Origin of the sequence: Streptomyces novaecaesareae (genome assembly GCF_000716875.1) — a bacterium.
In the GTDB taxonomy this organism is placed as follows: domain Bacteria; phylum Actinomycetota; class Actinomycetes; order Streptomycetales; family Streptomycetaceae; genus Kitasatospora; species Kitasatospora novaecaesareae.
On record NZ_JNWQ01000004.1, the window covers coordinates 13,127 to 27,985 of the forward strand.

At 73.2% G+C, this 14,859-nt stretch carries 10 protein-coding genes; 4 read left to right on the forward strand and 6 right to left on the reverse strand.

Annotated elements, in window-relative coordinates; translation table 11 throughout:
* Nucleotides 1-7: 7 nt before the first annotated feature.
* On the reverse strand, nucleotides 8-1,045 hold the full coding sequence (locus OP86_RS02465) for an ABC transporter permease (protein WP_030254862.1): 1,038 nt from the start codon (nucleotides 1,043-1,045) through the stop codon (nucleotides 8-10).
* 126 nt (nucleotides 1,046-1,171) lie between these two features.
* Here OP86_RS02465 and OP86_RS02470 point away from each other — a divergent pair, with 126 nt between their 5' ends.
* Together OP86_RS02470 and OP86_RS02475 are read left to right on the forward strand one after the other, a co-directional pair.
* Entirely contained in the window at nucleotides 1,172-1,621 is a 450-nt protein-coding gene (locus OP86_RS02470) for a MarR family winged helix-turn-helix transcriptional regulator (RefSeq protein WP_234434749.1), read from the forward strand.
* A 158-nt stretch (nucleotides 1,622-1,779) separates the two neighbouring features.
* The gene (locus OP86_RS02475; protein WP_030057567.1) at nucleotides 1,780-3,330 is read left to right on the forward strand and encodes an MDR family MFS transporter; all 1,551 of its coding nucleotides are present in this window, start codon (nucleotides 1,780-1,782) and stop codon (nucleotides 3,328-3,330) included.
* Nucleotides 3,331-3,473: 143 nt separating this feature from the next.
* On the opposite strand, the gene OP86_RS37685 is transcribed toward OP86_RS02475, so the two are convergent.
* Together OP86_RS37685 and OP86_RS02485 are read right to left on the reverse strand one after the other, a co-directional pair.
* Complete coding sequence (locus tag OP86_RS37685; RefSeq protein WP_030057566.1) at nucleotides 3,474-3,722, reverse strand: hypothetical protein; 249 nt, start codon at nucleotides 3,720-3,722, stop codon at nucleotides 3,474-3,476.
* A 26-nt stretch (nucleotides 3,723-3,748) separates the two neighbouring features.
* The gene (locus tag OP86_RS02485) at nucleotides 3,749-4,930 is read right to left on the reverse strand and encodes an inorganic phosphate transporter (RefSeq protein ID WP_030057565.1); all 1,182 of its coding nucleotides are present in this window, start codon (nucleotides 4,928-4,930) and stop codon (nucleotides 3,749-3,751) included.
* A gap of 333 nt (nucleotides 4,931-5,263) precedes the next feature.
* On the opposite strand from OP86_RS02485, the gene OP86_RS02490 reads away from it, so the two are divergent.
* Complete coding sequence (locus OP86_RS02490) at nucleotides 5,264-6,844, forward strand: NlpC/P60 family protein (RefSeq protein ID WP_157849648.1); 1,581 nt, start codon at nucleotides 5,264-5,266, stop codon at nucleotides 6,842-6,844.
* 111 nt (nucleotides 6,845-6,955) lie between these two features.
* On the opposite strand, the gene OP86_RS02500 is transcribed toward OP86_RS02490, so the two are convergent.
* Entirely contained in the window at nucleotides 6,956-9,235 is a 2,280-nt protein-coding gene (locus OP86_RS02500; RefSeq protein WP_030254872.1) for an FdhF/YdeP family oxidoreductase, read from the reverse strand.
* 191 nt (nucleotides 9,236-9,426) lie between these two features.
* Here OP86_RS02500 and OP86_RS32745 point away from each other — a divergent pair, with 191 nt between their 5' ends.
* Entirely contained in the window at nucleotides 9,427-11,331 is a 1,905-nt protein-coding gene (locus OP86_RS32745; RefSeq protein ID WP_037777705.1) for a serine/threonine-protein kinase, read from the forward strand.
* Between the two features lie 69 nt (nucleotides 11,332-11,400).
* Here the strand turns inward: OP86_RS32745 and OP86_RS02510 are convergent, their stop codons facing one another.
* Both OP86_RS02510 and OP86_RS02515 read right to left on the reverse strand, forming a co-directional pair.
* The gene (locus tag OP86_RS02510) at nucleotides 11,401-13,332 is read right to left on the reverse strand and encodes an FAD/NAD(P)-binding protein (RefSeq protein ID WP_030057559.1); all 1,932 of its coding nucleotides are present in this window, start codon (nucleotides 13,330-13,332) and stop codon (nucleotides 11,401-11,403) included.
* Nucleotides 13,329-14,297, reverse strand: a complete 969-nt coding sequence (locus tag OP86_RS02515) for an amino acid ABC transporter permease (protein WP_033330736.1) — start codon at nucleotides 14,295-14,297, stop codon at nucleotides 13,329-13,331. The genes OP86_RS02510 and OP86_RS02515 overlap by 4 nt, the downstream gene beginning before the upstream one ends.
* Nucleotides 14,298-14,859 lie beyond the last annotated feature (562 nt).

Below are 14,859 nucleotides of genomic sequence, written 5' to 3' on the forward strand. Positions count from 1 at the left end.
GGAGGGCCTACTCGGCGGTGGCGGGCTCGTCCTGCTCGGTGCGGGGGCCGCGCAGCACGGCCAGGAAGGCGATGCCGATGCCGACCAGCGCCCAGATCACCAGGACCAGGATCGGCATCCCCAGGTTGGTCGAGCCGAAGTAGGCGATCGACTTGCTCGCGCTGGCGCCGGCGCCGTTCGGGATCACCGAGCCGATGGCCCGCCAGAACGGCGGCATCATCGGCGCCGGGTAGACCCCGCCCGCGCTCGGGTTGCCCAGGACGACGAAGACCAGCACCGCGATGCCGATGCCGATGATCCCGAACAGGCACTGCAGCGCCATGGTGAAGGCGCCGACCGAGAAGACCACCAGCGCGCCGAGGGCGGACTGGCCGAGGATCGAGCCGGGCAGCGCGTCCAGCACCGGCCCGGCGATGACCGTGCCGCCGATGCCGGCCGCGACCGAGTAGAGCGCCAGGACGCCCAGGCGGATCAGCAGGCGGTGGGTGTTGGCCGGCTTGGAGCCGGCGCTGATGCCCAGGATCGAGGCGACCAGGTAGCCGCCGACGCACCAGCCGATCACCAGGTAGAAGGCGGAGAGGCCGTTGGTGTCGCCCTTGGCGAGCGGCAGGACGTCCTCGACCTTGACCGTACGGCCCTGGGCCTTGTCGATCGCGGTGGTGATGGTCTCGGCGGCCTTGGCGGCGGACGGGCCGCGGGCGCCGCCGACCAGCAGGGTGTCCTCGGTGCCGGTCGGGTTCAGGACCAGCGCGGCGTAGATCTTCTGGTCCTTGATCTGCGCGGTCGCCGTCTCGGCGTCCGGCGCGGTGACGGCCTTGACGGCGTCGTTCGGGACCGCCTCCAGCGCCCCGACCAGCTTGGGGGCGACCTGCGGCGGGGCGACCACCGCGATGGAGAGGTTGTGCGGGGCGGGCTTGTGCAGCGCCCCGATGTAGGAGGTGATGAATCCGAGTTGGAGCAGCAGCACTCCGATCACGAGCAGTGCCGCGCGCGGGGTGACCGCGCTCTTCAGTTCGGCGACGAAACCCTGCCCAGGGGCTGCCATCCACATCTCCTTGCGTATAGGGGGAAACCGGATCATCCAGAGCCGATACTTCATACCATGAAGTAGTTGGCTTGTCGCACCTCCCGTTCCGCGGGTGGGCCGGTGCCGTTGCGCGATACTGGCGCGGTGAGTGACGAGGAAGCCCTGGTGGCGGTGGAGCGCGAGGTCGCGCTGATGTTCCGGCGGGGCCGGGCCAGAGTGGCGGAACTCTCACGCCGGGTGCACCCCGGGCTGGAGGGCATGGCGTACAGCATGCTCGGCTACATCGAGCAGGCCGGGCGGGTCCGGGTGACCGACGTCGGCGTGCACTTCGCGGTGGGCAAGGCGACGGTGAGCCGGCAGATCCGGGCGCTGGAGGAGCTGGGCCTGGTGGCCCGGGAGACGGACCCGCTGGACCGCCGGGCCGCCCTGGTGTCGCTGACCGAGGACGGGCGGCGGCGCTACCTGGCCGCCCGGGACGTCCGGATGGGGCGGGTGCGGGAGATGATCGGCGACTGGTCGCCGGAGGACGTGGTCCGCTTCGGGGAGCTGCTGCGCCGCTTCAACGACGTCCTGGGGGAGGCGCCGGCCGAGTGAGCCGGGCGTTGTCGGTGCGGTGATCGGGGCTCGCGGTGCGGGCCCCTTTACTTGCCCTTGAAGAAAGTTGCCTTATTCAACCATCTCGTCTTATGGTTGCTTAAGGCAACGAACTTTCATGATGCGCGTATCCCGCACGCCAGCGCCGAAGGACCCACATGACCGTGACCACCGGGACCGCGAGCGGCACCGCCGCCGCCGACACCCAACAGATGACCCACCGGCAGGTGATGGAGGCGCTCTCCGGCCTGCTGCTCGGCCTCTTCGTGGCCGTGCTCTCCTCGACCGTCGTCTCCAACGCCCTGCCGCACATCCTCGCCGACCTGCACGGCGGCCAGTCCGCCTACACCTGGGTGATCACCGCGGCCCTGCTCACCCTCACCGCCTCCACCCCCATCTGGGGCAAGCTCTCCGACCTCGCCAGCAAGAAGCTGCTGCTGCAGATCGCCCTGCTGATCTACATCGCCACCTCCGCGCTGGCCGGCCTCTCGCAGAACACCGGTGAGCTGATCGCCTGCCGCGCGCTCCAGGGCGTCGGCGCCGGCGGTGTCGTCGCCCTCGGCCAGATCTGCCTGGCCGCCATGGTCCCGCCGCGCGAGCGCGGCCGGTACAGCGGCTACTTCGGCGCGGTCTTCGCGCTCGCCACCATCGGCGGCCCGCTGATCGGCGGCGTCATCGTGGACACCTCCTGGCTGGGCTGGCGCTGGTGCTTCTACGTCGGCATCCCGTTCGCGCTGGCCGCGATCGTCGTGGTGCAGCGCACCCTCAAGCTGCCGCTGGTCAGGCGCAAGGCCAGGATCGACTACCCGGGCGCGCTGGTCATCACCGCCTCGGTCAGCCTGCTGATGATCTGGATCACGCTGGCCGGCAAGAACTACGCCTGGCTGTCCTGGCAGACCGCGGCCATGGTCGGCGGCGGCCTGGTGCTGGGCGCGCTGGCCGTCGTGGTCGAGCGCCGCGCCGCCGAGCCGATCATCCCGCCGGACCTCTTCAAGTACCGCACCGTCACCCTGGCCGCCATCGCCAGCGTGCTGGTCGGCGTCGGGATGTACGGCGCGACCACCTTTCTCAGCCAGTACTTCCAGCTGGCCCGCGCCAAGTCCCCGACGATGGCCGGCCTGATGACCCTGCCGATGATCCTCGGCCTGGCGGTCTCCTCCGCGGTGGCCGGCCGGCTGATCACCAAGTACGGCAAGTGGAAGGCCTACCTGGTCGCCGGCACCGCGCTGCTCGCGATCGGCTTCGGCCTGCTCGGCACCGCCCGGGCCGACACCGACTACGTGCTGCTCTCCGTGTACATGGCGATCACCGGCGTCGGCCTCGGCCTGACCAGCCAGAACCTGGTGCTCGCGGTGCAGAACACGGTGCCCCGGCACGAGCTCGGCGCGGCCAGCTCGGTGGTCACCTTCTTCCGCACCATGGGCGGCGCGATGGGCGTCTCCGCGCTCGGCGCGCTGATGACCAACAAGGTCGGCCACTACCTGGCGGAGAACCTGGCCGCCGCGCACATCCCGGCCGGGCACGCGGCGGCCGGCGGCGGCATCCCGGACCTGCACAAGCTCCCCGCCCCGATCCTCCCGCTGGTGACGGACGCCTTCGGCCACGGCGTGGGCACCGTCTTCCTCTGGGCGGCCCCGTTCGCGGCGCTGGCCTTCGTCACCGTGCTGTTCATCCGGGAGACCGCGCTGAAGACCACCCAGGAGAACTGACCGGCGGGCGGGAGCCGGCCGGCGGGACGGACCGGCCGGCGACGGGATACGCGAACGGGCCGGGGAGTGTCGAGACACTCCCCGGCCCGTTGCGTCGTGCGCGGGCGGTCCGGGCTGCCTGTCGGCGGCGCGGGCGGTCCGGGCTACTTGCCGGCGATCAGCGACAGGCCGTAGACGACGGCCGCGGCGCAGAGCGCGAAGCAGGTGTACGCGCCGGCCAGGGCCAGCTTCCCGCCGGCCGAGGACTGGGCGCCCTCGCCCTCGCGGGCGGTCAGCGCGGCCTCGCGGCGGGACAGCGCCAGGATGCCGAGCGCGAAGACGGCGACCACGGAGACGGTGACGCCGAAGCTGACACCGGCGGTCTGGGCCAGGGCGTTCCACTTGATGTGCATGGTGAGGGCTCCTCAGTCGGCGGCGCTCAGGCCGCGACCGTGGTCGAGGCGGGGGTGGGGGCGTTCACGCCGGCGGCCGCAGTGACCTCGACCGGGGTGACGTCACTGACGTCGTTGACGTTGTCCGCACCGACCGGCTGACGGCGGGAGATCATCCACATCGCGCCGGAACCGGCGACCAGCACGGCGCCGACCAGGGCGATGCCCCAGGTGCCCTGCTCGGCCAGCAGGGCCGCGCCGCCGGAGACCAGGCCGGCGGCCGGCAGGGTCAGGCCCCAGGTGTAGACCATGCGGCGGACCAGGCTCCAGCGCAGCCGGCCCTTCGGGGCGCCGAGGCCGGCGCCCATGATGCCGCCGGAGCAGACCTGGGTGGTGGAGAGGCCGAAGCCCATGTGCGAGGAGGTCAGGATGACGGTCGCGGCGGCCGACTCGGAGGCGAAGCCCTGTCGCGGACCGATGTCCGCCAGGCCCTTGCCCATCGAGCGGATGATCCGCCAGCCGCCCATGTAGGTGCCGAGCGCGATCGCGCCACCCGCGGAGACGATCACCCAGGTGGGGGGCAGCGCGCCGTGCGGCAGGGCGCCGACCGAGACCAGGGTCAGGGTGATGATGCCCATCGTCTTCTGGGCGTCGTTGGTGCCGTGCGCGAGCGAGATCAGCGAGGACGAGAAGATCTGGCCGGTCTTGAAGCCCTTCTCGGTGCTCGCGTCGCGGCCCTTGCGGGTGATCGCGTAGGCCAGCTTGGTGGCGCCCCAGGACGCCAGGCCGGCGACGAACGGGGAGGCGACCGCCGGGATGATGATCTTGGTGACCACGGTGTCGAAGTTGACGCCGTTCATGCCGACACCGACGATCGTGGCGCCGATCAGGCCGCCGTACAGGGCGTGCGAGGAACTGGACGGCAGGCCGCGCAGCCAGGTCAGCAGGTTCCAGAGGATGGCGCCTGCCAGCGCGGCGAAGATGATCTCGGGATGGACTCCGGCCTTCTCGTTGACGATGCCGCCGGAGATGGTGGTGGCGACCTTCACGGACAGGAACGCGCCCGCGAAGTTGAGGACGGCCGCGATGGTGACCGCGACCTTCGGACGAAGGGCCCCGGTCGCGATCGCGGTGGCGGCCGCGTTGGCGGTGTCGTGGAACCCGTTGGTGAAGTCGAAGGCGAGCGCCGTGATGATCACAACGGCCACCAGGAACGAGATGTGTTCCATACCCAAACAATCGTCGTAGTTGTCGCACGGACGTTGGTGTCGTTCGCGACCGTAGGTCTGCTTGGTAAACGGAAGGTGAACTGAGCCGGGAATCGTGGTTCCGATGGTTGACTGGCGGTGACCGTGAGCTTTCTTCAGGGTGACCTTGATCGCGCTGAGCTGGGCATTGGCGAAGAACGCCCGGGTTCGGACCGGTTTGCTGAGAGCTGTCTCACAGATCGATCGAGAATTAACCTCCCGGTCCGCACGTGCTCTGTTTCCGACGAGTAACACGTGGGAGGATCTGCGGGATCCGGGAGACCGGGACAGGGCACGGGCGGGGAGGACCAACCCATGGGCGGGGCTGCACAGCGAGCGGAGACGGCAGGCGTACGCCCCTGGGTGCGGGCGGCCCTGCGCTGCGGAGCCGTCCTCGCGGCCGCCGCACTCGCCCTGCCGGCCGCGGCCCAGGCCGCCTGGGCCGCACCCGACCCGGGGGCCGGCACGGTCGTCGCCGGCCCGGACCCGCTCGCCGCCGCCAAGGCCACCCTCGGCCCGCTGCTCGACCAGCTGCACGCGCTCTACCAGAGCGCCGAGGCCGCCACCGAGCAGTACAACGGGACGGTGGCCAAGGTCGCCGAGCAGCAGGCCACGCTCACCGACCTCCAGGGCCGGCTGGAACGCCAGCAGAAGCAGGTCGACGCCGGCACCGACATCGCCTCGCAGCTCGCCGCCGCGCAGTACCGCAACGGCGCCGCCTCCGCCTACGCCGAACTGCTGCTCTCCAAGGACCCGTACGAGGCGGTCACCATCGCCGAACTGCTCGCCGCGGCCAGCCGCTCGCAGTCGGAGTTCCTGGACAAGCTGAAGGCCGACCGGGACGAACTCGACGGGCTGAAGAAGCAGACCGAGGACGTGCTGAAGACCACCCAGGCCCTGGTCGCCCAGCAGGACGCGGCCAAGGCCAAGGCCGCCGCCGACCTCACCTCCGTCGAGCAGATGGTGGCCTCGCTGACCGGCGCGCAGCGCACCGAGCTGGAACAGCTGGAGAAGGCCAAGGCCGACGAGGCCCAGCTCGCCTTCCTCGCCTCCGGTGCCCTCGGCAAGGGCGAGCGCACCCCCTCGCTGCAGGGGCGCGGGGCGGTCGCCTTCGCACTGGCCCAGCTGGGCAAGCCGTACCTGTGGGGCGGCATCGGGCCGGACTCCTACGACTGCTCCGGCCTCACCTCGCAGGCCTGGCTGCACGCCGGGAAGCCGATCCCGCGCACCAGCCAGGAACAGTGGGCCCAGCTGCCGCACGTGGCGCTGAACCAGCTGCGGCCCGGCGACCTGGTCATCTACTTCCAGGACGCCTCGCACGTCGGGATGTACATCGGCGGCGGGTTGATCGTGCAGGCGCCGCGGCCCGGGGCGTTCATCAAGGTGTCGCCGATCGGCTCGATGGCGATCCTCGGCGCCGTCCGGCCCGACCCGTCCGGCACGGCCGACGACGCCGGCGGCAGCTGGAAGGTGCCCGAGCTGCCGTCCGGCTGGGACGCCGCCACGCCGATCGCACCGAGCCCGGCCGGCCAGGTACCGGCCCCGCCGGCCACCGGCGGCCCGGCGACGCCGCCGCCGAATCCGGGCACGCCGACCGGCACGCCCACCACGCCCGGCGGGGCGGGCACCCCGACCGACCCGGGCACGCCGTCGGGCACCGGCACGCCGACCCCGACGCAGACCCCGACCGGCACTCCGACGCAGACCCCGACCGGAACTCCCACCGGGACCCCGACCGGGACCCCGACCGGGACCCAGGGCACGTCCACCCCGACCGGCACGGGGAGCCCGGCCGGCACCCCGAGCGGGACCGGCTCGACCGGCGCCACGGCCCCGGGCAGCGCCACCGCGACGCTGCCGCTGGGCACGCTGCCGCTGGGCACGCCGACGCACTGACGGCAGACGCACCGGCCGTACGACAGGAAGGCCGCCCCACGTCCTCGGACGTCGGGCGGCCTTCCTGCGTTCGGTGCGGGGCGGGTGCGCGGACGCGCGCGGGTGCGGGGGCTACTCGCCGCTGTCGGCGGCGAAGCGGATGACGACCGCCTTGGAGGTGGGCGTGTTGCTGATGTCGGCGGTGGAGTCCAGCGGGACCAGGACGTTGGTCTCGGGGTAGTAGGCCGCCGCGCCGCCCCGGGCGACGGGGTAGTGGACGACGCGGAAGTGCGGGGCACGGCGTTCGACGCCGTCCTTCCACTCGCTGACCAGGTCGACGTACCCGCCCTCGGTGAGGCCCAGTTCGGCGGCGTCGGCCGGGTTGACCAGCACCACGCGGCGGCCGCCCTTGATGCCGCGGTAGCGGTCGTCGAGGCCGTAGATGGTGGTGTTGTACTGGTCGTGGGAGCGCAGGGTCTGCAGCAGGAGGCGGCCCGCCGGGACCTCGGGGGCGGTGAGCGGGTTGACGGTGAAGTTGGCCTTGCCGGTCGCGGTGGGGAAGGTGCGGGAGTCGCGGGGGCCGTGCGGGAGGGTGAAGCCGCCGGGGCGGCGGACCTTCTCGTTGTAGTCCGCGAAGCCCGGGACGACCCGGGAGATCCGGTCGCGCAGGGTGTCGTAGTCGCTGGCGAAGTCCTCCCACGGCACGGTGTCCCGCGGACCGAGGACGGTGCGGGCGAGGCGGCAGACGATCGCGGTCTCGGAGAGCAGGCCGGGCGCGGGCGGGCGCAGGCCGCCGCGGGAGGCGTGGACCTGGCCCATCGAGTCCTCGACGCTGACGAACTGGGCGCCGGCGCCGGTGACGTCCCGGTCGGTGCGGCCGAGGGTGGGCAGGATCAGGGCGCGGGCGCCGGTGACCACGTGCGAGCGGTTGAGCTTGGTGGAGACGTGCACCGTCAGCCGGCAGCGCCGCATCGCGGCCTCGGTGACCTCGGTGTCCGGGGTGGCCGCGACGAAGTTGCCGCCCATCGCGAAGAAGACCTTGACCTTGCCGTCGCGCATCGCGCGGATGGTGTCCACCGAGTCGAGGCCGTGCTCGCGCGGCGGCTCGAAGCCGAACTCGTTCTCCAGCGCGTCGAGGAAGGCCTTGGCGGGGCGTTCGAAGATGCCCATCGTCCGGTCGCCCTGGACGTTGCTGTGCCCGCGCACCGGGCAGACCCCGGCGCCGGGGCGGCCGACGTTGCCGCGCAGCAGCAGGAAGTTGACCACCTCGCGGATGGTCGGGACGGCGTGCTTGTGCTGGGTGAGGCCCATCGCCCAACAGACGATGATCTTCTTCGAGGCCAGCACCAGGCGGCCGAGCTCCTCGATCTGCTCCCAGGGCAGGCCGGTCGCGGCGAGCACCTCGGCCCGGTCGGTCTTGCGGGCCTGCGCCTCGAACTCCTCGAAGCCGTGGCAGTGTTCGGCGACGAAGGCGCGGTCGACGCCCTCCTGCTCGACGATCATCCGGTTGAGCGCGCGGAACAGCGCGAGGTCGCCGCCGAGGCGGATCTGCAGGAACAGGTCGGTCAGCTTGGTGCCGTGGCCGACCAGGCCGCGGGCGTTCTGCGGGTTCTTGAACCGCTCCAGGCCCGCCTCCGGCAGCGGGTTGACGCTGACGATGGTGGCCCCGGCCCGCTTGGCGCGCTCCAGGGCGGAGAGCATCCGGGGGTGGTTGGTGCCCGGGTTCTGGCCGGCCACGATGATCAGGTCGGCCTGGTAGAGGTCCTTGAGGCTGACGCTGCCCTTGCCGACGCCGAGCGTCTCGGTGAGCGCCGAACCGGAGGACTCGTGGCACATGTTGGAGCAGTCCGGCAGGTTGTTGGTGCCGAGCCGGCGGGCGAACAGCTGGTACGCGAAGGCCGCCTCGTTGCTGGTCCGGCCCGAGGTGTAGAAGGCGGCGGCGTCCGGGGTGTCCAGGGCGCGCAGCTCCTCGGCGATCAGCGCGAAGGCGTCGTCCCAGGAGACCGGCGTGTAGTGGGTGGCGCCCTCGTCGAGCAGCATCGGCTGGGTGAGGCGGCCCTGCTGGCCGAGCCAGTAGCCCGAGCGCTCGGCCAGCTCGGCGACCGGGTGGGCGGCGAAGAACTCGGCGCGGATCCGGCGCTCGGTGGCCTCCTCGGCGACGGCCTTGGCGCCGTTCTCGCAGAACTCGGCGGTGTGCGTCTTCTCCGGCTCCGGCCAGGCGCAGCCCGGGCAGTCGAAGCCGTTCGGCTGGTTGACCTTGAGCAGGGTGGCGAGGGTACGGCGGGGGCCCATCTGCTCGGCGGCCATCCGCAGGCTGTGGCCGACGGCGGGCAGCCCGGCGGCAGCGTGCTGGGGCGCGGACACCTCGGGGGCGTCCTGCGCCGGGTCGCTCTGCGGGGCCTGCTTGGCCATGACTGCGCTCCTCGGGCTCTGCTGGTCCGGGCCGCCGCACCGTCGCGGGGCCCGGTGCCCATCCTTCCACCTGGCCGGACGCGGGGGGAGGGGCGGAGGGGAGGGGGTGCGGGGTGCAGGGGAGCGGGATGTGGGGTGCGGGGGACGGCGTCGGTAGAGTCGGTCCGTCATGGCGGATGGGGGAGGGGCGCGTGCGAGTCGGTGACGTCCTGGACGGCCGGTACGAGCTGGTGGAGAAGCTCGGCCAGGGCGGCTTCGGAGTGGTGTGGCGGGCCCAGGACACCCGGATGCGCAGGCCGGTGGCGGTCAAGGTGATCGGGCACCACGGCGGGGACCAGGCGAAGGCGGCCCTGCGGTTCGTCCGGGAGGCCTGTGCGGCCGGCAACCTGTCGCACCCGCACATCGTCACCGTGCACGACCTCGGCCAGTGCGAGGTCGGCGACCGGGAGGTCACCTTCCTGGTGATGGAGCTGCTCACCGGCCGCACCTTGACCGAGGTGCTGCGCGAGGGGCTGCCCGAGCCCGCGCTCAGCCTGCGGTGGGGGCGGGAGATCAGCGGTGCGCTGGCCGCGGCGCACGACGCGGGCATGGTGCACCGGGACATCAAGCCGGACAACGTGATGATCACTGACGCCGGGCACCTGAAGGTGCTGGACTTCGGCATCGCCCAGCTGGACACCGGCGCGGGCGGGCTGACCACCACCGGCACGATCGTCGGCAGCCCGGCGTACATGGCGCCCGAGCGGTGGACCGGCGGCCGGGTGGACGGGCGGGCGGACCTGTACGCGCTCGGCTGCGTGCTCGTCGAACTCTTCACCGGCGCACGGCCGTTCGGCGGGGACTCGACACCGGTGCTGATGTATCAGCACCTCAACGAACCGCCCCCGGCACTGGACCCGGCGCAGTTCGGGCTGCCGCCGCAGGTGGCCGGGCTGATCGCGGAGCTGCTGGCGAAGGACCCGGCGAACCGGCCGGCGGACGCCCGTACGGTCGAGCGCAGGCTCGGGGAGCTGGCGGGGTGGCCCGTCGGCGGGGTGGGGGGTGCGGCGACGCCGACGGTGGTGGAGCAGGCCGCGCTGGTGTCTCCGGTGTCGCCGGTTGCGCCGGTTGCGCCGGTGTCTCCGGTTGCGGCGGCAGCAGCGCCGGTGGTGCCGCCCGTGCCGACCGCGCCGCCCGCCGTTCCGCCGACCGCGCCGCCCGCCGTACCCCCCGTCGCGCCGCCCCTCGCCCCGGCCGCGCCGCCGTCGGTGCTGTCGCCGCTCACCACGCCGCCGGTGGTCGCCACGGCGCCCTCCGACGGCGGCCGGGCCGCCCTGCGCGAGCGTCGCTCCGCCGCCTACCGGGCGGCGACCGCGGGCGAGTCGGCGATCCGGCTCCAGGCGATCGCCCAGGAGTGCGTCACCGCGCTCGGCGCCACCGACCGGGACACCCTGTGCACCTGGCGGGACTTCACCTGGTACCTCAGCCGGGCCGGCGACCTGGACGGCGCGATCCGGCTGCTGTCCACCGTGGTGGCGGACATGCGCTCGGCGCTCGGCGCGACGGACCAGGACACCCTCGGCGCCCGGTACCACCTGGTGTGGTGCATCGGCGAGAGCGGGGCGGCCGTCACCGCGATCCGGCTGATGACCGAGCTGCTGCCCGATCTGCACGCCGTCTGGGGCCCGCACGACGCCCGCGTCCTGAAGGCCCGGCACGACCTCGCGGTCCACCACGCCAACCGGGGCGACCTGCAGAGCGCCGTGGTCCAGCTGCACGGGCTGCTGCCGGACCTCGCCCGGGCGCTGGGGGACCGCCACCCGAGCACCGTCCAGGCCTGGCAGGACCTGACCGGCTACCAGCAGCAGCTCGCCCAGGCCGGCCGCAAGGGGGCGGCCGGCGCGCGCCGGGCCCGCGCGCCGAGGATGAACCCGATCCAGGCGCTGGTGCTGGTGCGGCGCCTGCGGGTCTGGGACTTCGCCAACGACCAGGAGGCGCGGGCCTGCATGGACGCGCTGGACCGGGGGATCGGCCTCAAGGGCGTCGCGGACCTCGTGTTCGAGGCCCCGGACCACGTCTCGGACGAGGACCTGGTGGCGGAGATCTTCGGGCCGTAGCCGTAGCCGTAGCCGTAGCCGTAGCCGTAGCCGTCGCCGTCGCCGTCGCTGTCACCCCGCCGCCACCGGTCACGCCGCCAGCGCCGCTGCCGTCGGCAGCGCGGCCAGGGCGCGCAGCAGCGCCCGGGCGGCCGCGTCGTTCTGCCGGAAGGCCGGGGCGTCGGTGCGCGGCCGGGCGAACGCGACGGCCGAGCGCATGCTGGTGTGCGGGCCGAGCGCGGTGCGCCGCGGGTGCGGTGCGCCGCCCAGGGCTGGGTCCAGCAGCCGGCCGTCGGCGGGGGCGATGGTGACCAGGCCGGACCGGTGGGTGTAGTCCGGGTCGTCCACCACCTCCTCCACGATCCGCCCGGCGCGGTGCAGTTCGCGCAGCACCGGGTCGAGGGTGCGGGCCAGCGCGTGCTTGGGCAGGTACGCCTCGACCAGCGCCGTCGCGGTGACGGTGTGCCCGGGCACGGTGGTGCCGGAGGCGCGCCAGGTGCCGGTGGCCTCGTCCCGGTCGACCCGGATTCCGGCGCCGAGGAAGCGCACCACCCCGGCCTCGGAGAGCGCGAGCAGCTGGCGCAGCCGGAAGCCGGGCGGGCCGGAGGCGAGGAAGCCGAAGTAGCCGAAGAACCACGCGTCCAGCTCCTCGGCGATCGAGCGGGCGGTGAGCCGGCCGCTCGCCGCCACCCGGGGGAGCTGGCCGAACAGCGAGAGCAGGGCGAGGAAGGCGCCGAGGTCGGCGCTGTGCGCGGGGTCGGCGCGGCGGTCGGCGTCGGCGGTGACGTACGTGCGCAGGTGGGTCTGGAGCTCCTCGTCGGAGCCGAGTTCGAGGCCGGCCAGCGGGTGGTCGAGCCGTTCGAAGTCGATCCGGTCGGCCGGGTCGGGGACGGCCTCGGCGACCAGGGCGGCCCGTTCGGGGGTGTACCAGCCGTGCCGGTCGTAGCGGGCCAGGAACTCCGGCCAGGGCAGGGTGGCGCGGCCGGGGTGGGCGTGGAACAGCTCGTGGTAGTGCCCGAAGGCGATCTCCTTGGCCATCAGCGGCCAGAAGTCGCGCCGCAGTCGCAGTGGCCCTTCGGTGGCGAGCACGGCGTCCACCGCGGCGGCGTCGAAGTAGCGGGGGAGCGGGGGCGGCGGCCCCTGGAGGCGGTAGCCGGTCTTGGCGTGGTATGGGACGCCGCGCCGGGAGCCGAGGTGGAGCACGGGCTCCCGGCCGGACGGGCGGTAGCGCAGGGCCTCGCCCTCGCCGGTGGGTTCGAAGCGGCCGCCGCGGCCCTCGGTGAGCAGGGCGACCAGGTCGACCGAGGCGAGGCCCAGGCCGCGCAGCACCACCTGCTCGCCGGGGGCGATGCCCGCCAGCTCGGCGGCCACGTCGGCGGAGTAGGCGGGCGGGAGGTGGAAGCGGCCGTGCCGGGCGGCGAAGCCGGCGTCGGCGGCGTGGCGGGGGTGCGGGGCGGAGTCGAGGTGGCCGAGGGTGAGGGCGACGTGGTCGGCGGTGAGGGTCCGGTCGGTGAGGTGGACGGTCTGCGGGCCGTCGGCCGGGCCGTCGATCCGTCGGACGGTGTCCCGGTGGACGGTGACCTCGACGTGCGGCGGCAGGTCGGCGACGGCACGGCGGAACACCCAGTCCAGGTAGGCACTCTGGGCCCGGCGGGTGGGGAAGTCGGTGGGGGCGAGGGTGCGCAGTTCGGCCCGGACGGCCGGGTCGGCGACCTCCCGGTAGGGCGCGAACTCCTCCTGCCGGACGGCCCATTCGGCGAGCGAGGGGCCGGGGCGGACCGGTCCTTCGAGGATGGAGCGCTCGTCGGTGAACATCGTGACGTCCTCGGCCATCGAGTTCATCCGCAGCAGCGGGGACTGGTCGTGGCGCCAGATCCGGCCCGCGCCGGGCGGGTACGGGTCGACCAGGTGGATCGCCAACGGGTGTGTGGCGGGCAGCAGTTCGGCGGCGTTGGCGGCGATCCGCTCCAGCAGGCCGGTCGCCCGCGGGCCGGCGCCGACGATCACGAGCGTCGTCGTCATGCCCCCACCACCCGGCGGTAGGCCGCGCGGGCCCGTTGCAGCGGGGTGGGCGGCAGGCCGTCGCGGGTGGCGCCCTTGGCGAAGTGCCGCTCCACGTAGTACTGGCCGACGGACAGCAGGGTGGTGACCACCAGGTACCAGATGGTGGCGACCATCAGCATCGGGATCACCCGGTACGACTGCAGGTAGACCAGTTGCACCGAGTGGAGCAGGTCGGAGACGGCCAGCACGCTGACGATGCTGGTGCCCTTGAGCGCGCCGATCAGCATGTTCCCGGCGGTCGGCACGATCGCGCGCATCGCCTGCGGCACGACGATCCGGCGCAGCACCCGCCACCGGCCGAGCCCGAGCGCGGCCGCCGCCTCCAGCTGGCCGCGGTCCACGGACAGGATGCCGCCGCGGATCACCTCGGCGGCGTACGCGGTCTCCAGCAGGGTGAGGCCGATGACGGCGGTCAGCGTGGGGCCGATCAGGTTGACCGTCCTGACGGTGACGAACTCGGGGCCGAAGGGGATGCCGAGGCCGAGCGTCGGGTAGAGCGCGCCGATGTTGAAGAAGAACAGCAGCTGCACCAGCGGCGGGGTGGAGCGGAAGATCCAGATGTAGCCCCAACTGATGGTGCGCAGCACCGGGTTGGTGGAGAGCCGCATGGTGGCGAGGACGGTGCCGAGCACGAAGCCGAGGGCGAGGGTGACGGCCGTCAGCCACAGGGTCAGGGTCAGGCCGTTCAGGACGGACCGGGCGGTGAACCAGTCGGCGACGACGCTCCACTGGAAGGCCTTGTTGCGGATCACCGAGTTGACGGCCATCGCCGCCAGCAGCAGCGCCACGGCGGCGGCGACCCACTGGCCGGGCCTGCGGCGGGCGACGATCCGGGCCTCGGGGTCGGGCGGCGGGACGGGGTGGTCGAGGGCGGAGGGGTCGTGGCTGGAAGGGGAGGGCAGGACGTCCTGCGGGGTGGCCATGGCGGAGGCTCCTGGCGGGAGAGCGGACGGGAGTGCGGGCGGGCGGGTACGGCTGCGGTCACGTACGTACGGCCTGGGTGCCAGCCCGCGTCCCTCAACGCGTCCGGCACGGTTGCACTGCACTCCGCCGCGATCGTACGCATGCACGATCGACGGCTGTCAAGGGTGGTCCGGGGTCCGGCGGGGCCGGTCGCAGGGCGACAGGAGATCGCAACAGTGCGGTAACGATGGGTGGTTGACGTACCGCCGAGCCGACTGCTCAACTTGAGGCCATGTACGCCGAGCAGCCCCTGGTCACCCGCGACCACATCGACTTCGGTCGGGTGTGGTCCGCGGCGTGTCGCGGCTGACCCGGCAGCGGGCCGCCCGTCCGGCCCTGATCTCCCTCGGGGAGTCCTCCCTCGGTTTGCCCCGTCGCGGGCCGGGATCCGCCGTCCGCATCTGACGGCTCACCAGGCGCACGCTGCCGCCTTCCACCTCGCACCGCGCTCCCCGTAGTCGTCACGGTCACGTACCCGCGTTCACGGCCGCCCCGCCGCGGCCGCCTCCGGCCTGCCCACCC